Here is a 21,940-nt window from a genome sequence, read left to right as displayed (position 1 = left end):
GAGGTCAATGATGCCACGAAAAATCAAAATGGCATTTCAACTTCTCACCCTGCTGGCTAAACTTAGCTGAAACTGATTTGCTGAACTTCAGCAAAATTCAGCTGAATGCGGAAGAAATGTGCTGCATCTCTAAATTCTGAGATCGGAAATACGACTTTTCTTGCAAGACATTGCAGAAAGCGCAAGACTTTTTGAAACGTTTCAGCGCTATCTTGTTTTAGCAAACGGAGCAGGCTAGCGTATTTTTTCTCATGTAAGCTGAAACGATTCACTTTCAGCAGGAGAGGAGAACCATGTTCCAGTTATCTGTTCAGGATATTCACCCGGGCGCTCAGGCCGGGGATAAAGAAGAGGCTATTCGTCAGGTTGCCGCTGCCCTTGTGCAGGCAGGCAACGTCGCGGACGGCTACGTAAACGGTATGCTGGCGCGCGAGCAGCAGACCTCCACCTTCCTCGGTAATGGGATTGCCATTCCGCACGGTACAACAGACACCCGCGACCAGGTGCTGAAAACCGGCGTGAAGGTTTATCAGTTCCCGCAGGGCGTGCTCTGGGGCGAAGGTCAGGTAGCGTATGTGGCTATCGGCATTGCGGCCAGCAGCGACGAACATTTGGGTCTGCTGCGTCAGCTGACGCATGTCCTGAGTGATGACGCCGTGGCAGAACAGCTGAAGTCAGCGACAACCGCTGAAGAGCTGCGTGCCTTGCTGATGGGTGAAAAACAGAGTGAAGCGCTGAAACTGGATAATGACACGCTGACGCTGGATGTTGTGGCTTCGGATCTGGTCACGCTGCAGGCGCTGAACGCGGGTCGTCTTAAAGAAGCCGGGGCGGCTGATGCCACCTTTGTGACGCGCGTGATTAACGACAAACCGTTGAATCTTGGCCAGGGTATCTGGCTGAACGACAGTGCTGAAGGCAACCTGCGCAGTGCTATCGCGGTGAGCCGCGCAGCCACAGCGTTTGACGTTGAGGGTGAGCCTGCCGCCATGCTGGTCACCGTGGCGATGAACGATGAGCAGCCAGTGTCGGTGCTGAAGCGTCTGGGCGATCTGCTGCTGAATAATAAAGCTGAAAAATTGCTGAATGCGGATGCTGCCACCGTGCTGGCTCTGCTGACCAGTGATGATGCGCTGACGGATGACCTGCTGACCGCTGAGTTCGTGGTACGTAACGAACACGGCCTGCACGCCCGTCCAGGCACCATGCTGGTGAATACCATTAAACAATTCGAAAGTGAGATCACCGTGGCTAACCTTGATGGCACGGGCAAACCGGCTAACGGCCGTAGTCTGATGAAAGTGGTCGCGCTGGGCGTGAAGAAAGGTCACCGTCTGCGTTTCACCGCGCAGGGTGCTGATGCTGAACAGGCGCTGAAAGCGATTGGCGACGCCATCGCGGCAGGTCTGGGGGAGGGCGCATAATGAGCAGACGTGTTGCGACTATTACGCTGAACCCGGCATATGACCTGGTGGGGTTTTGCCCGGAGATTGAGCGCGGTGAAGTAAACCTCGTGCGTACCACTGGCCTGCATGCTGCGGGCAAAGGGATTAACGTCGCGAAAGTGCTCAAGGATCTCGGTATCGATGTCACCGTGGGTGGATTCCTCGGTAAAGATAACCAGGACGGTTTCCAGCAGCTGTTCAGCGAGCTGGGCATTGCCAACCGCTTCCAGGTCGTTCAGGGCCGTACCCGTATTAACGTCAAGCTGACGGAGAAAGACGGTGAAGTGACTGACCTGAACTTCTCTGGCTTCGAAGTCACCCCGTCAGACTGGGAGCGCTTTGTTAACGACTCTCTCACCTGGCTCGGTCAGTTCGACATGGTGTGCGTCAGCGGCAGCCTGCCGTCCGGCGTGAGCCCGGAAGCGTTTACTGACTGGATGACGCGCCTGCGTAGCCAGTGCCCATGCATTATTTTCGACAGCAGCCGTGACGCACTGGTTGCGGGTCTGAAAGCGTCTCCATGGCTGGTGAAGCCGAATCGCCGCGAACTGGAGATTTGGGCTGGCCGTAAGCTGCCAGAATTAAAAGATGTGATTGATGCAGCCCATGCGCTGCGTGAGCAGGGTATCGCTCACGTCGTGATCTCGCTGGGTGCAGAAGGCGCGTTGTGGGTTAACGCTTCTGGCGAATGGATTGCCAAACCGCCGTCAATGGAAGTTGTGAGTACCGTTGGCGCTGGGGATTCGATGGTTGGCGGCCTGATTTACGGCCTGCTGATGCGTGAATCCAGTGAACATACGTTACGTCTTGCCACCGCCGTTGCAGCCCTGGCCGTGAGCCAGAGCAATGTCGGTATTACCGATCGTACCCAGTTAGCCGCGATGATGGCGCGCGTTGACTTAAAACCTTTTAACTAACAGCAGGAGAGGAATAATGAAAACGCTGCTGATCATTGACTCCGGTCTCGGACAGGCTCGCGCCTATATGGCGAAGACCCTGCTGGGCGCGGCGGCACAAAAAGCACACCTGGACATCATTGATAACCCGGGTGATGCTGAACTGGCGATTGTTCTGGGTGATAAAATCCCTGCGGACAGTGCGCTGAACGGCAAAAAAGTGTGGCTGGGCGATATTAATCGCGCGGTGGCACATCCAGAACTGTTCCTGAGTGAAGCGAAAGGCCACGCGTCGGTTTACAGCGCACCTGTCGCGACGGCACCGACCGCGGCTGTGGCCACCGGGCCGAAACGCATTGTGGCGGTAACGGCGTGTCCAACCGGGGTAGCGCATACCTTTATGGCGGCTGAAGCCATTGAAACCGAAGCGAAAAAACGCGGCTGGTGGGTAAAAGTCGAAACCCGTGGATCCGTGGGTGCCGGTAACGCCATCACCCCGGAAGAAGTGGCGGAAGCCGATCTGGTGATTGTGGCGGCCGATATCGAAGTCGATCTGGCGAAGTTTGCCGGTAAGCCGATGTACCGCACCTCAACCGGCCTGGCGCTGAAAAAGACCGCTCAGGAATTTGATAAAGCGCTGGTGGAAGCCAAACCTTACCAGGCTACCGGTGCGGCTAAAACCGCCACCGAAGGGAAGAAAGAGTCTGCGGGGGCCTACCGTCACCTGCTGACGGGTGTGTCTTACATGCTGCCGATGGTGGTGGCGGGTGGTCTGTGTATCGCGCTCTCGTTTGCGTTTGGTATTACAGCATTTAAAGAAGAAGGTACGCTTGCGGCTGCGCTGATGCAGATCGGCGGGGGGTCAGCGTTCGCGCTGATGGTGCCGGTTCTGGCAGGCTTTATCGCTTTCTCCATCGCTGATCGTCCTGGTCTGACGCCGGGTCTTATCGGCGGTATGCTGGCCGTCAGCACCGGTTCCGGCTTTATCGGCGGTATCATTGCCGGTTTCCTGGCCGGTTACGTCGCGAAGCTGATCAGCTCGAAGCTGAAGCTGCCGCAGAGTATGGAAGCGCTGAAACCGATTCTCATCATCCCGCTGATTTCCAGCCTGGTGGTGGGTCTGGCGATGATTTACCTCATTGGTAAACCGGTAGCGGGCATCCTGACGGGTCTGACCCACTGGCTGCAAACCATGGGTACGGCGAACGCGGTTCTGCTGGGCGCAATCCTCGGCGGTATGATGTGTACCGATATGGGCGGTCCGGTGAACAAAGCGGCATACGCGTTTGGCGTTGGCCTGCTGAGTACCCAGACCTACGCGCCGATGGCGGCGATCATGGCGGCCGGTATGGTGCCACCTCTGGCGCTCGGCCTGGCGACCATTATCGCCCGTCGTAAGTTCGACAAAGCGCAGCAGGAAGGCGGTAAAGCGGCGCTGGTGCTGGGTCTGTGCTTCATCACCGAAGGTGCAATCCCGTTCGCGGCGCGTGATCCAATGCGTGTGCTGCCATGCTGTATCGTGGGCGGTGCGGTGACGGGGGCCATCTCCATGGCGATTGGCGCGAAGCTGATGGCACCACATGGTGGTCTGTTCGTCCTGCTGATCCCAGGCGCAATCACCCCGGTACTGGGTTACCTGCTGGCAATCATTGCCGGTACGCTGGTGGCGGGTCTCTCTTACGCGGTGCTGAAACGTCCGGAAGCGGAAGTGGTTGCAAAAGCAGCGTAAGCGATAAGCAACAAAAAAGCCGGGTGCTAAGCAACCCGGCTTTTTTTATGCCGCCTGTTCAGCGGTCTGCTGTGCCTTGAGCCAGGCGATCTCTTCCGCCCAGATATCCGGATTGATGGTTTCCAGCACCATGGGGATACCGTCGAAACGGGCATCCTGCATAATAAAGCGAAATGCATCGTGACCAATATTGCCTTCGCCAAGGCTGTGGTGGCGGTCAACCCGGCTACCAAAGGCGCTTTTCGCATCGTTGAGGTGCATACCGCGCAGGTACTTGAAGCCCACGATGCGCTCAAACTCATCGAACGTGTTTTTCGTTGCCTCGGTTGTACGCAGATCGTAACCAGCCGCAAACGCGTGACAGGTATCAATGCAGACGCCCACGCGGGATTTATCTTCCACGCTGTCGATGATCGCCGCCAGATGTTCGAACTTAAAACCGAGATTGCTGCCCTGACCGGCGGTGTTTTCGATCACCGCGGTCACGCCGTTGGTTTTCTCCAGGGTGATGTTGATGGACTCAGCAATACGCGCCAGACAGGCGTCTTCGTCGATCTGCATCAGATGGCTACCCGGATGGAAGTTCAGCAGCGTCAGCCCCAGCTGTTCACAGCGCTGCACTTCATCAAGGAACGCCTCGCGGGATTTATCCAGCGCTTCCTGAACCGGATGACCGAGGTTAATCAGATAGCTGTCGTGGGGAAGGATCTGGCCCGGCCCGTAGTGGTATTTTTCACAGGCGGCTTTGAAATCATCAATCACGTCGGTGGTGAGCGGTGCGGCGCGCCACTGGCGCTGATTTTTGGTGAACAGGGCGAAAGCGGTTGCCTCGATTTCGGCGGCGCGAATGGCGGCGTTTGCAAGGCCACCTGCAGCGCTGACGTGCGCTCCAACATATTTCATAAAAAGACTCCTGTTAACCCGAAACGCTTATCATAACGGGTTAACAGGAGAACGACGAGAGGGTTTATGCCATCAGGCTGTGTACGGCGAGGTTAATCGCGCCGCCGCCCACAATCAGCCAGATAAAGAGCACCAGCGCCATCAGCAGCGGTTTTGCGCCGGCTTTTTTCAGGGCGCTGACGTGCGTGGTCACACCCAGAGCCGCCATCGCCATGGCCAGCAGCACCGTATCCAGCGTCACCAGCATATCCACGACTGCTTTTGGCAGCAGGTGGAACGAGTTAAAGATAGCGACCACGATGAACAGGATCGCAAACCACGGAATGGTGATTTTGCTTTTCTCGCTGCCACCTGCCGGAGCCAGTTGCTTAACCCGCGCGGCCAGGAAAATCAGGAACGGGGCCAGCATCATGACGCGCAGCATTTTGGCGATGACCGCGGCATTTTCCGCTTCCGGATTGATGGCGTGACCTGCCGCGACCACCTGCGCCACCTCGTGCATCGTCGAACCGATATAGATGCCGTAGGTTTCCGGGCTAAACCAGTGCGCCACCAGCGGATACATAGCCGGATAAAGGAAGATTGCCAGCGTACCGAAGATGACCACCGTCGCGACGGCCACCGTCACTTTACTGGCTTCAGCTTTAACGACCGGTTCCGTTGCCAGTACCGCTGCCGCACCGCAAATGCTGCTGCCTGCGCCAATTAACCAGCTGGTCTGCTTGTCCAGGCCAAACACCTTCTGGCCGATAAAGCACGCCAGCATAAAGGTGCTCGAAAGGGTCAGGACATCAATGGCAATCCCGCTCACTCCGACATCCGCAATCTGCGAAAAGGTCAGGCGGAAGCCGTAAAGAATAATGCCCAGACGTAATAAATGTTGTTTGGCGAAAATGACGCCCCCGTCGCAGGATTTCCAGATGTGCGGGTAGACGGTATTCCCGACCACCATGCCGAGCAAAATAGCCAGCGTTAATGCGCTAAACCCGGCACCGGCCACTGCCGGTATACTGCCGCCCCATAAGGCCACACCGGTGATGACGGCGCTGAGCGCGAGACCCGGCACGAAGTGCCACACTGTACGATGATGTTGTAAGGTGAGTTCTGACATAACCTTCTCCTTTGTCTGGCTAAAGGTTACGGCGATCTGGCTTAAAAATAAAATTGATTATATACTTATAATCAATCTATATAAGTGGTAAGTAACCATGCACATTACATTGCGTCAGCTGGAAGTGTTTGCCGAAGTGCTGAAGAGCGGCTCTACGACTCAGGCGTCACAAATGCTGGCGCTCTCTCAGTCTGCCGTTAGCGCGGCGTTGACCGATCTCGAAGGACAGTTAGGCGTTCAGCTTTTCGACAGGGTAGGGAAGCGTCTGGTGGTCAATGAGCATGGCCGCCTGCTTTACCCGCGCGCGCTGGCTCTGCTGGAGCAGGCTATCGAAATTGAACAGCTGTTCCGCGAAGACAACGGCGCGATCCGCGTTTTTGCCAGCAGTACCATCGGTAACTACATCCTGCCGGAAGTGATTGCCCGCTATCGCCGGGATTTTCCCTCGTTGCCGCTGGAGATGAGCGTGGGTAACAGCCAGGACGTCATCAACGCGGTGATCGATTTTCGCGTGGATATCGGTCTCATTGAAGGTCCGTGCCACAACGTCGATATCATCGCCGAGCCCTGGCTGGAAGATGAGCTGGTGGTGTTTGCCTCCCCGGCCTCTTCTTTATTACAGGGCGAGGTGACGCTGGAGCGCCTGGCGCAGGCTCAGTGGATCCTGCGCGAGCAGGGTTCCGGCACGCGTGAAATTGTCGATTACCTGCTGCTGTCTCATTTGCCGCATTTCCAGCTGGGAATGGAGCTGGGGAACTCGGAGGCGATTAAGCATGCGGTGCGTCATGGACTGGGTATCAGCTGCCTTTCCCGACGCGTGATTGCCGAACAGCTTGAGACGGGATCGCTGGTGGAAATTCCTGTTCCATTGCCGAAACTGGTGCGCACGCTGTGGTGCATCCATCATCGTCAGAAACACCTTTCCAGTTCGCTGCAGCGTTTTCTGCGCTATTGCGAGATGTGAAATTGCCCCTCATCCTGGCCCTCTCCCCAAAAGGGGGAGGGAAAAATGATGCTTTACTTATAATCCTGGCCGCGTCATGAAGCTCTCTTATAACTGAGTATTTCTGCCGGAAGGAACGCCGATCGTCTGCTACAATCGCGCCTCATTTATTGAATGGACAGCATTTTCCCATGGTTTCAGAAACTAAAACCACAGAAGCGCCCACGCTACGTCGTGAACTCAAGGCGCGTCACCTGACGATGATCGCCATTGGCGGCTCCATCGGTACAGGTCTTTTCGTTGCCTCTGGCGCAACGATTTCGGCAGCCGGCCCGGGTGGGGCATTATTCTCTTATATCCTGATTGGCCTGATGGTCTATTTCCTGATGACCAGCCTGGGTGAACTGGCGGCATACATGCCGGTATCCGGTTCGTTTTCGACCTACGGACAAAAATACGTGGAAGAAGGCTTCGGCTTCGCGCTGGGCTGGAACTACTGGTACAACTGGGCTGTTACCATCGCCGTTGACCTCGTCGCCGCACAGCTGGTGATGACCTGGTGGTTCCCGGACACGCCGGGCTGGATCTGGAGCGCGTTGTTCCTGGTCGTCATTTTCCTGCTGAACTACATCTCCGTACGCGGGTTTGGTGAAGCAGAATACTGGTTCTCTTTGATCAAAGTGGCAACCGTCATCATCTTTATCGTCGTCGGTGTGGCGATGATCGTTGGTATTTTCAAAGGGGCAGAGCCTGCGGGCTGGAGCAACTGGACAATAGGCGATGCGCCGTTTGCCGGTGGGTTCTCGGCCATGATTGGCGTTGCGATGATTGTCGGCTTCTCTTTCCAGGGCACTGAGCTGATTGGTATTGCGGCCGGTGAATCTGAAAACCCGGAGAAGAACATTCCGCGCGCGGTGCGTCAGGTCTTCTGGCGTATCCTGCTGTTCTACGTGTTCGCGATCCTGATTATCAGCATGATCATTCCGTATACCGATCCAAGCCTGCTGCGTAACGATGTGAAAGACATCAGCGTCAGCCCGTTCACTCTGGTCTTCCAGCACGCGGGACTGCTCTCTGCGGCGGCGGTAATGAATGCGGTGATCCTGACGGCAGTGCTGTCTGCGGGTAACTCCGGTATGTACGCGTCCACCCGTATGCTTTACACCCTGGCCTGCGACGGTAAAGCGCCGCGCATCTTCGCTAAACTGTCTCGCGGTGGTGTGCCACGTAACGCTCTGTACGCCACCACGGTGATTGCCGGTCTGTGCTTCCTGACCTCCATGTTCGGCAACCAGACGGTTTACCTGTGGCTGCTTAACACCTCCGGGATGACGGGCTTTATCGCCTGGCTGGGCATTGCCATCAGCCACTATCGCTTCCGTCGCGGTTACGTAATGCAAGGTCATGATCTGAACGACCTGCCGTATCGCTCAGGGTTCTTCCCGCTGGGGCCAATTTTCGCCTTCATTCTGTGTCTGATTATTACGCTGGGCCAGAACTATGAAGCGTTCCTCGCGGATACTATCGACTGGGGCGCCGTCACGGCAACCTACATTGGTATTCCGCTGTTCCTGATCATCTGGTTTGGTTACAAACTGACGAAAGGAACACACTTCGTTCGCTACAGTGAAATGGAATTCCCGGAACGATTTAAACAATAACCGCAATTCCTCTCTTTCAGCCCGCTCAACTGAGCGGGCTTTTTTATGGGGCGGTTAGAAGCTGTAAGTCATGCCCACGGTATAACGACGTCCATCAAGCACGGTGTCATACGTATCGTAATCAATTTGCTTATCGAGCACGTTATACACACCGGCAGTCACAAGCAGGTTTTTGTTCGCGTTGTAGCGCAGACCCACATCCACCTGGGTATAGGACGGTGTACCCTGGGACATTGATGTACGGCTCAGATACTCAGACGTTTTACCGCGCAGGTTCAGACGACTCCAGAAGCCGACGTCTGGTGTCGCCTGCCAGTCCAGGGTGGTATTGAACATATGTTTTGGCATTTTGTTCAACGGCTTACCGGAGAACTGGCCGCTCTTCTGCTCGGATTCCGTATAAGTGTAGTTGGCAGTCCAGTTCACATCGCGCGTGATTTTCCAGCCGAAGGAAGACTCCACGCCGCGCATGTTGGCTTTGTCCACGTTGACGCGGTCGCTCACGAAATCATAGCTATGATCGCCAATCGTACAGGCGGGATCGGAACTGCTGTTACAGCGGCGAACTTCAGTAATTTTGTCTTTGAAGTCGGTATTGAACAGCGTCACACCGGCATTAAGATTGTCGTTATTATCCCAGAGCAGGGCGATCTCTTCACTCAGACTCTTCTCTGGTTTCAGGTCCGGGTTGCCAACGATGATACCGTCAAGACGGCCACCACCCGTTACCTGCCCCCAGCTGGCAGACGACTGACGCAGGTCCGGTGCACGGTAGCCCGCAGAAACCCCGCCTTTTAATGTCCACTGGTCGGCGAGGTGCCATACACCGTAACCACGTGGCGTCCAGTTAGTACCATAGTTTTGATCTTTGTCCATGCGCAGGCCGCCGGTTAACGTAAAGCTTTCCGTCATTGCCCATTCATCTTCGGCAAACAGTGCCCAACTCCAGCGTGTCAGTTTGTTCAGGCCATCGGCAGCCTCCAGCTGATTGCCGTTGTCGCGCAGTTTCTCATAGCGATATTGCCCGCCGAGAGTCAGGGTATGATCGGCGAGGAAGATCTGGTTCTGGTTGTTGAAGGTGGTGTTGTACGAGCGCATTTCACGATCCGGGTTATTCGTCTCTTCCTGTTGGATATAGCTGGTGGTATTGAAGTCGTCGTAATAACCGCTGTGGGTTAATGAGTAGGTGGTATGTTCATAGCGGGTTTCGCTTTTGGTATTTGGCGTACAGGTCGTTCCACGGCAGGTTTCCGTCGCTTTCGACATCCCCGGCGTGCTGTTTCTGTCCTGAAGTTCACGGGCAAAGTCGAGGTCGAAATCATTTTGCTCGTCCGGCGTGAAATTCAACGTAATACCGCCGTTACGCATTTTCTGCTCGTTATACCCGTTCACAATCTTATCTTCTGCGCGGCGTGACAAAAGCCCCGTCACTTTTGCGCCAAGCAGCCCGTCAATCAGGGGACCTGAAGCGTAGGCGTTGGTCTGAAAGATATCACCGGAATCATTGTTTTCCTGGAAGGTTGCATCGCCATGCAACGAACCTGTCCAGGCCTTGGTGTTCGACACTTTTTTGGTAATGACGTTGATGACTCCACCCATAGCATCAGAGCCGTAAAGTGAGGACATCGGGCCACGGATAACCTCGATACGCTCAATGGACTCCAGCGGCGGCAGCCAGCCTTGTTCAATGCCCGAGTTGTCGCTGTTTGGGCGGGTACTGCGCGTACTCACGCGTTTGCCGTTCACCAGGAACAGCGTGTACTGCGACGCCATGCCGCGAATACTGATATCACTGCTGCTCCCGCCGCCAGTAACGACGACGCCCGGGACGTCTTTCAGGGCATCGGTGACATCACGGTAGGCTTTATCTTCAATCTGCTGTTTTGAAATCACCGAGATGGAGGCGGGGGCATTCTGGATTTTTTGTTCAAAACCCGTCGCAGTGACGACAACGGTGTCCTGATCGGCTGCGTGAACGAAGGAGGAAAGTGTGGCGGCGCCAATGGCGGCGGCCAGCAATTTAACGCGTGGTATTGTCATTTGTACATTCCATATAAAAAGAAAAAAACTCCATCGGGATAACCCTGAGAACTGTATGTATTTGTCTTGTAAGAACTCTTTGTGATGGAGAAGAGTCTGGAATTGTACAAAAGAATGTATAATTGTAAACACAAATGATAATTGAAATCATTTGTGTTTGATGTTTGTGGCAAGAAAATAGCCTGGATTCAAGCGGATAGGATTATGTCAATAAGGGGAAAAGCCCGACAGGCGAGAGGCTATCGGGCAAATAGCGAAAATTACGCGAACAAATGCGCCGCGTGGAAGCGGAGATGATCCTCAATAAAGGAGGCCATAAAGTAATAGCTGTGGTCATATCCTGGCTGAATGCGCAGCGTGAGCGGCCAGTCCTTCTGGCGTGCCGCTTCAGCTAAAACGGCGGGCTGGAGTTGCCCGGCGAGGAACTGATCCGCATCGCCCTGATCGATAAGCATCGGGATCGCATTCGCTGAGTCGCTCGCCAGCATCAGCGCACAGCTGTCCCATTCCTGCCATTTCGTTTCATCTTTGCCCAGATAGTGGGTGAAGGCTTTTTGTCCCCACGGTACCTGCGTTGGGTTAACAATCGGCGCGAACGCAGAGACGCTGGTATATTTCCCGGGGTTTTTCAGCGCCATGATTAGCGCCCCGTGTCCGCCCATCGAATGTCCGCTGATGGCGCAGCGATCGTTTACCGCGAATTCGGCCTGAATCAGCGCAGGCAGCTCGTCACGGATGTAGTCATACATACGATAATGACTCGCCCACGGCTGCTCGGTCGCATTCAGGTAAAACCCGGCGCCTTTACCCAGGTCGTATCCTGCATCATCCGCCACATCGTCCCCACGGGGGCTGGTATCGGGCATCACCAGCGCGATACCCAGCTCGGCCGCAATACGCTGCGCACCGGCTTTGGTTGTGAAGTTTTCGTCGTTGCAGGTCAGGCCAGAAAGGCAGAACAGAACAGGCGGATTGTCTGCCGGAGGCAGGAAAATACTGAACGTCATGGCGCAGTTCAGCGTGGTGGAGTCGTGCCGCCAGCGCTGCTGTCGACCTTCAAAACAACGGTGCTCTTCGAGCAGTTCCATGCAAGGCTCCTTAATGAGAATAGCTATTCATTAGCATCATAATACAGCGTTTTCATTTACCTGTGAGCAACTTTCACTTTCGCGGAACGGCAAGATGTTGCATCATAAATTTACTTTTCTTTAACAATTGGAGCGGTCATGGCGCTGCGTATCGCGCTTAGTGGGTTTGTCGTTCTGGTGGTGGCGATGGGGATAGGGCGCTTTGCCTTTACGCCTCAGGTACCGCTGATGATTGCCGCCGGGCAACTCACGCTCACCAGCGCAGGCCTGGTGGCGGCGATGAATTATCTTGGCTATCTGGTGGGAGCATGGGATGCCATGCGCGCGCACCGCTTTGTTGAAACGCGGCTCTGGCTCGGCATTACGGGTGCGGTTGCATTGACGCTGCTCTCCGCGGCGGCGGATAACGCCGTCGTACACGGCCTGCTGCGCTTTGCGATCGGCTGCATGAGTGGCTGGTCAATGGTACTCATTGCCGCCTGGACCAACGAGCGGCTGGGGCAACTGGGTAAACCGGGGCTCAGTGCTGCGGTGTTTGCCGGCCCCGGCGCGGGTATCGCCCTGAGCGGCCTGCTCGCGGTCTATATTCAGGCGAAATCCCTTTCGGCCGGTGCGGCGTGGCAGATCTACGGCGTGCTGGCGCTCGTGTTGATTACGCTGGTGGCACGCTATCTGCCGCGTGCGGGCCAGCTTCATCGCCCGGGGACAGCGCCTGAGCCGCTGCGGCTGACCGCGGATTTAAAGCGCCTGGTCTGGAGCTACAGCCTGGCGGGATTTGGCTATATCCTTCCGGCGACCTTTTTATCGCAAATGGCCGCCGTACGCTTTCCCGGCAGCCTGTTTGCCCAGTTTGTCTGGCCGATTTTTGGTCTCGCCGCTGTGGTGGGGATTGCGCTCAGCATTGCCTTGCGACATATCTCCACGGCTAACCGCAGGCTGGCTATCGTACTGTGGCTTCAGGGCGCGGGTGTCCTGGCGGCCTGGCTGCTGCCGGGCATCGGTGGTTTGCTGACGGGCGGGCTGCTGGTAGGTGGTGGGTTCCTTTGCGCCGTGCAGCTCTCTCTTTTATACGGCCGAGAGCTGGCACCGAACCACACGCGTTATATGGCGGGACTGCTCACCACCGGGTATGCCATCGGGCAGTTGATTGGCCCGGTGACGTCGGCGTTATCGACCTGGCTAACCCACCGGCTGGAGCCTGCGCTGGGGCTGGCGGGCGTCGCGTTGTTCATCGGCGGCGCCCTGGTCTGGAATCGTCACGCTGAAAGGCAACAGCAATTGCAATAATTATCGTCGTGAATACTGGATTATGTGCGTCGCCTCACGCACAATGAGCGCATACTTTTGCCACAACGAGGGCGAAAGACGCCACACCTGCAGGAGAAGAAAATGTCATCACTCAGTAAAGAAGCTGCCCTGGTCCATGAAGCCCTGCTTGCGCGCGGTCTCGAAACGCCATTGCGTCCGCCCGTTGAGGATATGGACAATGAAACCCGTAAAAGTCTGATTTCCGGGCATATGACCGAGATCATGCAACTGCTGAATCTCGATCTGAGCGATGACAGTCTGATGGAGACGCCTAAGCGCATCGCGAAAATGTACGTCGACGAAATTTTCTCTGGCCTGGATTATGCCAACTTCCCGAAAATTACCGTTATCGAGAATAAGATGAAGGTGGACGAGATGGTCACGGTACGTGATATCACGCTGACCAGCACCTGCGAACATCACTTCGTCACTATCGACGGTAAAGCGACCGTGGCTTACATTCCGAAAGATACGGTGATTGGTCTGTCGAAGATCAACCGTATTGTGCAGTTCTTCGCGCAGCGTCCTCAGGTTCAGGAGCGTCTGACGCAGCAGATCCTGATTGCCCTGCAAACGCTGCTGGGCACCAATAACGTGGCGGTCTGCATCGATGCCGTTCACTACTGCGTGAAAGCCCGCGGCGTTCGTGATGCGACCAGTGCAACCACCACCACTTCGCTGGGCGGTCTGTTTAAATCGAGCCAGAACACCCGCCAGGAGTTCCTGCGCGCCGTGCGTCACCACAACTAATCTCACAGGGCAGGGACCATGGAGCGAAACGTCACGCTCGATTTTGTTCGCGGCGTCGCCATACTGGGTATCCTGCTGCTGAATATTAGCGCCTTCGGTCTGCCGAAGGCCGCTTATCTCAATCCCGCCTGGTACGGCGACATCACCCGAAGCGATGCCTGGACCTGGGCAATCCTTGACCTGTTTGCCCAGGTTAAATTCCTCACGCTCTTTGCCCTGCTGTTTGGCGCAGGACTACAGCTTCTGCTTAAACGCGGCACCCGCTGGATCCAGTCGCGCTTAACCCTGCTGGTGATCCTCGGTTTTATCCACGGTCTGTTCTTCTGGGACGGCGATATTCTTCTCGCGTATGGGTTAGTCGGGCTTATCTGCTGGCGTCTCATTCGTGATGCGCACAGCGTGAAAAGCCTGTTTAACACCGGCGTGATGCTCTACCTCATGGGGCTTGGGGTGCTGCTGCTGCTGGGGATGATCTCTGGCGAAGCGACCAACCGTTCCTGGATCCCGGATGCTGCAAACCTCCAGTACGAGCAGTTCTGGAAGCTAAAAGGCGGTACGGAAGCCATTAGCAACCGGGCGGATATGCTGGGGGATAACCTTCTTGCGCTGGGGGCGCAATACGGCTGGCAGCTGGCAGGGATGATGCTGATGGGGGCGTCATTGATGCGCACCGGGTGGCTGAAAGGGGAGTTCAGCCTGCGTCATTATCGTCGCACCGGGGCGGGGCTGGTTCTGCTCGGCGTGCTGATAAACCTCCCGTCGGTGATGATACAGTGGCACATTCACTGGGATTATCGCTGGTGCGCTTTCCTGCTCCAGGTACCGCGTGAACTGAGCGCGCCATTCCAGACCATCGGCTACGCGGCGCTAATATATGGCTTCTGGCCGCAGCTTTCTCGCCTGTGGCTTGTCAGCGCAGTCGCCTGCGTCGGGCGCATGGCGTTAAGCAATTACCTCCTGCAAACGTTGATATGCACCACGATTTTCTATCGCTTTGGCCTGTTTATGAAATTCGACCGCCTCGGGCTGTTGGCGTTTGTTATTCCGATCTGGGCGGTTAATCTGGCGTTTTCCGTTATCTGGCTGCGTTATTTCCGTCAGGGGCCGCTGGAGTGGGTGTGGCGTCAGTTAACCGCACATGCTTCAGGGGTATCATTGAGTAATACATCCAGATAACGATCTGGATCACAATCATTAACAAAACGGATGTAAGCGTTTTCATGACTGTGAGCTTCTTCACGTAGTCCCTTTTCTCTCGCTGCCAAAATAGCCACCTTGCTAAACACAGGGGGTGTCTGTGAGTTGCTGCAATCCTTTGAAGGATGGTGAATATGATCACCATTCGTGATGTCGCCCGTCTGGCGGGCGTTTCTGTGGCTACCGTCTCCCGCGTGCTGAACAACAGTGCGCTGGTGAGCCCTGAAACCCGTGAAACCGTAATGAAAGCCGTGACCCAGCTCGGGTACCGGCCAAATGCCAACGCGCAGGCGCTTGCCACGCAGGTCAGCGATACCATCGGCGTGGTGGTGATGGATGTCTCAGACGCCTTTTTCGGTGCGCTGGTGAAAGCGGTCGATGTGGTTGCCCAGCAGCATCAAAAATATGTGCTGATTGGCAACAGCTATCATGAGGCGGAGAAAGAGCGTCATGCCATCGAAGTACTGATTCGCCAGCGCTGTAACGCCCTGATTGTTCACTCCAAAGCCTTAAGTGATGAAGAGCTTGCCGGGTTTATGGAACAGATACCGGGCATGGTGCTGATTAACCGGATTGTGCCGGGCTATGCCCACCGCTGTGTTGGGCTGGATAACGTCAGCGGCGCCATGATGGCCACTAAAATGCTTATCAATAACGGCCATCAGCGGATCGGTTATCTTGCCTCCAGCCATCAAATTGAAGATGACGCGTACCGGCGTGAGGGCTGGCAAAACGCCCTGAAAGAACACGGCATTACCGCATCAGAGAGCTGGATCGGCACCGGTACGCCTGACATGCAGGGCGGTGAGGCGGCAATGGTGGAGCTACTGGGCCGCAATCTGCAGCTTTCTGCGGTGTTTGCGTATAACGACAGCATGGCAGCGGGCGCGCTGACGGCACTGAAAGATAACGGCATTGCGGTGCCGCAGCATTTGTCGTTGATTGGCTTTGACGACATTCCGATCGCTCGTTACACCGACCCGCAGCTGACCACGGTGCGCTATCCCATTGCTTCTATGGCAAAACTGGCTACTGAACTGGCGTTACAGGGAGCCGCAGGGCTGCTGGATCCTGGGGCGACCCATTGCTTCATGCCAACCCTGGTGCGTCGACATTCCGTCGCGTCGCGGCAAATTGTGGCTCCGATCACTAACTGATTACATGAGGTGATGTAACCGTTTTCAATCTGTGAGTAAATTCACAGTATCTTAACAAGGCGCTGACTATGATGTCAGCGTTTTAGCAGCTGAAACGCTATGTAACGGTGATTATTCACTTTAACAGTAGCCAATGTGCCGCAAACAACGAATAAAACGCATTTCTGGAGCGTTACCGACCACGGAAGAGAGAAATTTTATAAGTGAACGTCGGCTGTCAGTAACGTTTTATTAACATCTGCCTGCCGCTCGTTATTCACCAGAACTACCCTGCATAAAAAAAAACCGGAGATACCATGAATAAGAAGGTGTTGACCCTGTCTGCTGTAATGGCAAGCATGCTTTTTGGTGCAGCAGCGCACGCTGCAGATACCCGTATTGGTGTGACGATTTATAAATACGACGACAACTTCATGTCTGTTGTACGTAAAGCTATCGAGAAAGATGCGAAAGCAGCGCCAGACGTACAGCTGCTGATGAATGACTCCCAGAATGACCAGTCCAAACAGAACGACCAGATCGACGTTCTGCTGGCGAAAGGCGTGAAAGCCCTGGCGATCAACCTGGTTGACCCGGCTGCAGCAGGCACGGTAATTGAAAAAGCGCGCGGCCAGAATGTGCCAATCGTCTTCTTCAACAAAGAACCTTCCCGTAAAGCGCTGGATAGCTATGACAAAGCGTATTACGTCGGTACTGACTCCAAAGAGTCCGGCATTATTCAGGGCGATCTGATCGCGAAACACTGGGCAGCGAACCCGAACTGGGACCTGAACAAAGACGGTCAGATCCAGTTCGTTCTGCTGAAAGGCGAACCTGGTCACCCGGATGCTGAAGCGCGTACGACTTACGTTATCAAAGAGCTGAATGATAAGGGCCTGAAAACCCAGCAGCTGGCATTAGATACCGCGATGTGGGATACCGCCCAGGCGAAAGATAAGATGGATGCCTGGCTGTCCGGCCCTAACGCGAACAAAATCGAAGTGGTTATCGCCAACAACGATGCGATGGCAATGGGTGCGGTAGAAGCGCTGAAAGCCCACAATAAATCGTCCATTCCGGTATTCGGTGTGGATGCCCTGCCAGAAGCGCTGGCGCTGGTTAAATCTGGCGCGATGGCCGGTACCGTTCTGAACGATGCCAATAACCAGGCGAAAGCCACCTTCGATCTGGCGAAAAACCTCGCTGACGGTAAAGGCGCGGCAGATGGCACCAGCTGGAAAATTGACAACAAAATCGTTCGCGTACCTTACGTGGGCGTAGACCAGTCCAACCTGGCTGAGTTTATCGGTAAATAAGTGAGTTAACCTGTCTCCACTGGGCGCAATTCGTTGCGCCCTTTTATAACGCGATATGCGAGGCCAACAAGGTATAATTATGGTCAGCACAACTACTCAGTCAACCGGTGAATACTTGTTGGAAATGAACGGTATTAACAAGTCATTTCCCGGTGTTAAGGCACTCGATAATGTTAATTTAAAAGTCCGTCCTCACTCTATTCATGCATTAATGGGGGAGAACGGTGCGGGTAAATCAACATTATTAAAATGTCTTTTTGGGATCTATCAAAAAGATTCTGGCAGCATTCTTTTTCAGGGGAAAGAGATCGATTTCCATTCAGCGAAAGAAGCACTGGAAAACGGTATCTCGATGGTTCACCAGGAATTAAACCTGGTACTGCAACGTTCCGTTATGGATAACATGTGGTTGGGGCGTTATCCAACCAAAGGTGTCTTTGTCGATCAGGACAAAATGTATCGTGACACCAAAGCGATTTTTGATGAACTGGATATTGATATCGATCCGCGCGCTCGCGTGGGAACCTTATCCGTCTCACAAATGCAGATGATCGAAATTGCCAAAGCGTTCTCCTATGATGCGAAAATCGTCATCATGGACGAACCGACATCGTCATTAACGGAAAAAGAGGTTAATCACCTTTTTACCATTATTCGTAAGCTGAAAGAACGCGGCTGCGGCATTGTCTACATCTCTCACAAAATGGAAGAGATCTTCCAGCTGTGCGATGAGATTACCATCCTGCGCGACGGCCAGTGGATTGCCACGCAGCCGCTGGAAGGGCTGGATATGGACAAGATCATCGCCATGATGGTTGGCCGCTCCCTTAACCAGCGCTTCCCGGACAAAGAGAACAAGCCGGGTGAAGTGATTCTTGAAGTGCGCAATCTCACCTCGCTGCGTCAGCCGTCCATCCGCGATGTCTCCTTCGACCTGCACAAAGGCGAAATCCTGGGGATTGCCGGTCTGGTGGGGGCAAAGCGTACCGACATTGTGGAAACCTTGTTTGGTATCCGTGAGAAGGCCCAGGGCACCATTACGCTGCACGGAAAGAAAATTAACAACCACAATGCCAACGAAGCCATTAATAACGGTTTTGCGCTGGTAACGGAAGAACGTCGTTCGACGGGTATTTATGCTTATCTGGATATTAACTTTAACTCGTTAATTTCTAATATTCGTAATTACAAAAATAAAGTCGGACTGCTGGATAACTCCCGCATGAAGAGCGATACCCAGTGGGTGATTGACTCCATGCGCGTGAAAACGCCTGGCCACCGCACGCAAATTGGTTCGCTTTCGGGGGGTAACCAGCAAAAAGTCATTATCGGACGTTGGTTATTAACCCAGCCAGAAATTCTGATGCTGGATGAACCTACCCGTGGCATTGACGTCGGCGCGAAGTTTGAAATTTATCAGCTGATTGCCGAGCTGGCGAAAAAGAATAAAGGGATCATTATTATTTCTTCCGAAATGCCGGAACTGTTAGGGATCACAGACCGTATTCTGGTTATGAGCAATGGTCTCGTTGCCGGTATTGTTGACACCAAAACGACAACGCAAAACGAAATTTTGCGTCTTGCGTCTTTGCACCTTTAAGATCAGGGGCTCCTCATGAGTGCGTTAAATAAAAAAAGTTTTCTCACTTACCTGAAAGAAGGCGGAATTTACGTTGTTCTTTTAGTCCTGCTGGCCATTATCATTTTCCAGGACCCTACGTTCTTAAGTCTGCTGAACCTGAGTAACATTCTGACCCAGTCTTCCGTGCGTATTATCATTGCGCTGGGCGTGGCGGGCCTTATCGTCACCCAGGGTACTGACCTTTCTGCCGGTCGTCAGGTCGGCCTGGCGGCGGTTATTGCGGCAACCCTGCTGCAGTCGATGGAAAACGCCAACAAGGTCTTCCCGGAAATGGCGACCATGCCGATTTTCGTGGTGATCCTGATTGTCTGCGCCATCGGCGCGGTGATTGGTCTGATCAACGGTATCATCATCGCTTACCTGAACGTGACGCCATTTATCACCACGCTGGGTACGATGATCATCGTTTACGGTATCAACTCCCTCTACTACGACTTCGTGGGCGCGTCTCCTATCTCGGGCTTTGACAGCGGCTTCTCAACCTTCACGCAAGGGTTTATCGCGCTGGGCAGTTTCCGCCTGTCGTATATCACCTTCTATGCGCTGATCGCGGTGGCGTTCGTCTGGATCCTGTGGAACAAAACGCGCTTTGGTAAAAACATCTTTGCTATCGGCGGTAACCCGGAAGCGGCGAAAGTTTCCGGCGTCAACGTGGCCCTGAACCTGCTGATGATCTATGCCCTGTCCGGGGTGTTCTACGCCTTCGGTGGGATGCTGGAAGCGGGTCGTATCGGTTCTGCAACCAACAACCTCGGCTTTATGTACGAACTGGATGCGATTGCAGCCTGTGTGGTCGGCGGCGTCTCCTTCAGCGGCGGCGTGGGTACCGTACTCGGTGTGGTCACCGGTGTGATCATCTTCACCGTGATCAACTACGGCCTGACCTACATCGGCGTGAACCCGTACTGGCAGTACATCATTAAAGGCGCGATTATTATCTTCGCTGTTGCGCTGGATTCACTGAAGTACGCACGTAAGAAGTAAGCTCAACAATGAAAAACCCGCAGCGATGCGGGTTTTTTTATGAGAAAAGTGTGGCTATCAGCGATTTTGAAATGGGCACCAGCCCGGTTTGAAGCCCGAAGGGTTTAAAGATTTTGTTAATGATGTCAGCGGAATAGTTGCCTCTGTTATTTTCTACATCTGACAATGTTTTTCGGGATACGCTGACTAATTTTGCATATTCATCCTGTTTTAGCCCCAACACCTCGACCCTGAGTTTCCTCAGTGCTTCTCCTTGCGTGATTTTACCCAACAATATGTCCCGAATGGCTGCGTGCAAGAGATCCTGACGATCGCGTGTATCGACGCGTGTTAAGCCTGGTGAAACGCGTTGCCTGTTTACCTGCGTTAACTTGTCAGGATCCTCTGCGTCGTCATGATGTCTCCTTCCATTTGCGCTGCGTATACGGGCTAATGTTTGCAGAAACTCTGACTCTGTCTTATCGGGTGTTTTCATAATAAGCCCCAGCGGGAAAGTTTGTCTGGAATAAAGCGAAAACCGATTGCAGGCATTTCCAGTATCTGTTTTGGAACACCGCGCGCCGCCAATCTTTCCGGTAGGTCGACGAGTTGAACGGCTGTCTCATGCAGGGCGTTAAGCAACGTCGAAGGGGGAATCCACTCCGCCAGCTCCGGTTGCGCCACCTGCCGCGGCGCCTCTTTCCTGGGCATAATCCAGAAAGTCGGCTGCCCGCTCGATGACGTCCGTAACCGTAAACGTTTTAGCGCTTGCGAATTCATTCCATTCCGGTACGGATTCTTGAATGCGTAAATTCCCAACAGGGGACATTGTGCCAAATTTTAGCAATAAAAAATTTTGCTGGCTGAGTGGTAATTCACTGATACCAAGCGCATTTATCCAGTAGCGACGACTGGCGCCGGCGGGAATGATATCGTCGATGAATCGCAGCCAGCCTGGATTTCCGTGGTCATTAAAAAAAGTGATACGGGGTGATTAAGGCAAGTAATGCCACTTATATCTCACATTATCCATTTTTTGAGAGGTTAATGAGTAATATATTACTCATTGTGCAAATTTATTTTTTCTTCTGCAGATCAAGCAGTTGCTCCGGTGTCACAGCCGGGTAACCCTGCGCGTCTTCCGGTACTTCATGCATCGCCGGAATCGGCACCAGCGGGCCTAAAAAGCGCGGTTCACGTTTGAAAATGTAGAGGTCCGCCAATGCGCCAAAGCGCGCGCCAAATTCGCGCACGCGCACGCTCAGCATATCTTTAGGCGACGGCACCGCGTAGCACTGCGCCTGAATACCCATATGCAGCGCAATAAACAGCGCGCGCTCGCAGTGGAAACGCTGGGTGATGATGATGAAGTCGTTGGTGTCGAACACTTTGCGGGTGCGCACGATGGAGTCGAGGGTGCGGAAGCCTGCGTAGTCGAGCACGATGTCGGCAGGATCCACGCCTGCGGCAATCAGGTCCTTACGCATCGTCACCGGTTCGTTATAGCTTTGCAGCGCGTTATCACCGCTTAACAGCAGATAGTTCACCTTGCCGCTGTTGTAAGCGTTCAGCGCGCCCTGAATTCGGTAACGATAATACTGGTTGATCACCCCGGTGCGGTAATACTTGGCGGTGCCGAGCACCACGCCCACCTGGCGATAGGGCAGGTCCTGCAGGTCATCAAAGATGTAAGGGGCGGTTTTCCAGCTCATCCAGCGGTCGAGACCCAGCACGATCAACAGCAGTATGCCGACCAGGACAGACAGGCTGTAAAAAACGCGCTTTAACATGGAGATGGCTCGTTCGTGGATG

The 21,940-nt window shown here is 54.3% G+C and carries 19 protein-coding genes; 12 read left to right on the top strand and 7 right to left on the bottom strand.

From position 1 onward, the window contains the following. Positions 1-293: 293 nt before the first annotated feature. From fruB to fruA, 3 genes are read left to right on the top strand one after another with little or no spacing between them, the layout of a single operon-like run. Positions 294-1,424, top strand: coding sequence for a fused PTS fructose transporter subunit IIA/HPr protein (gene fruB, locus AAER43_RS15530; protein ID WP_023330930.1), 1,131 nt, complete (start codon positions 294-296; stop codon positions 1,422-1,424). Then, complete coding sequence (gene fruK / locus AAER43_RS15525) at positions 1,424-2,362, top strand: 1-phosphofructokinase (RefSeq protein ID WP_008500936.1); 939 nt, start codon at positions 1,424-1,426, stop codon at positions 2,360-2,362. The genes fruB and fruK overlap by 1 nt, the downstream gene beginning before the upstream one ends. A 16-nt stretch (positions 2,363-2,378) precedes the next feature. Continuing rightward, the gene (gene fruA / locus AAER43_RS15520) at positions 2,379-4,070 is read left to right on the top strand and encodes a PTS fructose transporter subunit IIBC (protein ID WP_050862530.1); all 1,692 of its coding nucleotides are present in this window, start codon (positions 2,379-2,381) and stop codon (positions 4,068-4,070) included. Between the two features lie 45 nt (positions 4,071-4,115). Here fruA and nfo read toward each other — a convergent pair whose 3' ends face one another. Next, positions 4,116-4,973 (bottom strand): deoxyribonuclease IV, encoded by an 858-nt coding sequence (gene nfo / locus AAER43_RS15515; protein ID WP_050862529.1) that lies wholly within the window; start codon positions 4,971-4,973, stop codon positions 4,116-4,118. A 64-nt stretch (positions 4,974-5,037) separates the two neighbouring features. After that, positions 5,038-6,084: a YeiH family protein gene (locus AAER43_RS15510; RefSeq protein ID WP_047027533.1), complete on the bottom strand. Its 1,047-nt coding sequence runs from the start codon at positions 6,082-6,084 to the stop codon at positions 5,038-5,040. A 97-nt stretch (positions 6,085-6,181) separates the two neighbouring features. Here AAER43_RS15510 and yieE point away from each other — a divergent pair, with 97 nt between their 5' ends. Continuing rightward, the gene (gene yieE, locus AAER43_RS15505) at positions 6,182-7,048 is read left to right on the top strand and encodes a DNA-binding transcriptional regulator YeiE (protein ID WP_014884572.1); all 867 of its coding nucleotides are present in this window, start codon (positions 6,182-6,184) and stop codon (positions 7,046-7,048) included. A 170-nt stretch (positions 7,049-7,218) separates the two neighbouring features. Next, entirely contained in the window at positions 7,219-8,688 is a 1,470-nt protein-coding gene (locus AAER43_RS15500) for an amino acid permease (protein WP_057057722.1), read from the top strand. A gap of 54 nt (positions 8,689-8,742) precedes the next feature. Here the strand turns inward: AAER43_RS15500 and AAER43_RS15495 are convergent, their stop codons facing one another. Both AAER43_RS15495 and fghA read right to left on the bottom strand, forming a co-directional pair. Further along, the gene (locus AAER43_RS15495) at positions 8,743-10,728 is read right to left on the bottom strand and encodes a ligand-gated channel protein (RefSeq protein WP_057057723.1); all 1,986 of its coding nucleotides are present in this window, start codon (positions 10,726-10,728) and stop codon (positions 8,743-8,745) included. Positions 10,729-10,988: 260 nt separating this feature from the next. Then, on the bottom strand, positions 10,989-11,816 hold the full coding sequence (gene fghA / locus AAER43_RS15490; RefSeq protein WP_050862527.1) for an S-formylglutathione hydrolase: 828 nt from the start codon (positions 11,814-11,816) through the stop codon (positions 10,989-10,991). Positions 11,817-11,954: 138 nt separating this feature from the next. Here fghA and AAER43_RS15485 point away from each other — a divergent pair, with 138 nt between their 5' ends. The 7 genes from AAER43_RS15485 to mglC all read left to right on the top strand — a co-directional run bounded on the left by AAER43_RS15485 (position 11,955) and on the right by mglC (position 20,149). Beyond that, a complete protein-coding gene (locus AAER43_RS15485; protein ID WP_050862526.1) occupies positions 11,955-13,103 on the top strand; it encodes a YbfB/YjiJ family MFS transporter in 1,149 nt (382 codons plus the stop codon). Between the two features lie 102 nt (positions 13,104-13,205). Continuing rightward, positions 13,206-13,874 carry a GTP cyclohydrolase I FolE gene (folE, locus tag AAER43_RS15480; RefSeq protein ID WP_057057724.1) on the top strand — a complete coding sequence of 223 codons (669 nt, stop codon included), beginning with the start codon at positions 13,206-13,208 and terminating at the stop codon, positions 13,872-13,874. A gap of 18 nt (positions 13,875-13,892) precedes the next feature. Continuing rightward, positions 13,893-15,050 carry a DUF418 domain-containing protein YeiB gene (gene yeiB, locus AAER43_RS15475; protein ID WP_023337545.1) on the top strand — a complete coding sequence of 386 codons (1,158 nt, stop codon included), beginning with the start codon at positions 13,893-13,895 and terminating at the stop codon, positions 15,048-15,050. A gap of 155 nt (positions 15,051-15,205) precedes the next feature. After that, entirely contained in the window at positions 15,206-16,228 is a 1,023-nt protein-coding gene (gene galS / locus AAER43_RS15470) for an HTH-type transcriptional regulator GalS (RefSeq protein WP_014884565.1), read from the top strand. A gap of 296 nt (positions 16,229-16,524) precedes the next feature. Then, complete coding sequence (gene mglB, locus AAER43_RS15465; protein ID WP_014884564.1) at positions 16,525-17,523, top strand: galactose/glucose ABC transporter substrate-binding protein MglB; 999 nt, start codon at positions 16,525-16,527, stop codon at positions 17,521-17,523. A 79-nt stretch (positions 17,524-17,602) separates the two neighbouring features. Further along, positions 17,603-19,123: a galactose/methyl galactoside ABC transporter ATP-binding protein MglA gene (gene mglA / locus AAER43_RS15460; RefSeq protein WP_014884563.1), complete on the top strand. Its 1,521-nt coding sequence runs from the start codon at positions 17,603-17,605 to the stop codon at positions 19,121-19,123. 15 nt (positions 19,124-19,138) lie between these two features. Next, positions 19,139-20,149, top strand: a complete 1,011-nt coding sequence (mglC, locus tag AAER43_RS15455; RefSeq protein ID WP_013097952.1) for a galactose/methyl galactoside ABC transporter permease MglC — start codon at positions 19,139-19,141, stop codon at positions 20,147-20,149. A 37-nt stretch (positions 20,150-20,186) separates the two neighbouring features. Here mglC and AAER43_RS15450 read toward each other — a convergent pair whose 3' ends face one another. The 3 genes from AAER43_RS15450 to sanA all read right to left on the bottom strand — a co-directional run bounded on the left by AAER43_RS15450 (position 20,187) and on the right by sanA (position 21,918). After that, a complete protein-coding gene (locus AAER43_RS15450; protein ID WP_047625327.1) occupies positions 20,187-20,624 on the bottom strand; it encodes a helix-turn-helix transcriptional regulator in 438 nt (145 codons plus the stop codon). Beyond that, positions 20,621-20,908 carry a hypothetical protein gene (locus AAER43_RS15445; RefSeq protein WP_047625326.1) on the bottom strand — a complete coding sequence of 96 codons (288 nt, stop codon included), beginning with the start codon at positions 20,906-20,908 and terminating at the stop codon, positions 20,621-20,623. The genes AAER43_RS15450 and AAER43_RS15445 overlap by 4 nt, the downstream gene beginning before the upstream one ends. Positions 20,909-21,204: 296 nt before the next feature. After that, entirely contained in the window at positions 21,205-21,918 is a 714-nt protein-coding gene (gene sanA / locus AAER43_RS15440; protein ID WP_032636024.1) for an outer membrane permeability protein SanA, read from the bottom strand. Positions 21,919-21,940: the final 22 nt, after the last annotated feature.

Origin of the sequence: Enterobacter sp. FUJ80071, from assembly GCF_038739915.1 — a bacterium.
GTDB lineage: Bacteria > Pseudomonadota > Gammaproteobacteria > Enterobacterales > Enterobacteriaceae > Enterobacter > Enterobacter kobei.
This window is presented reverse-complemented; position numbering and strand designations above follow the sequence as displayed.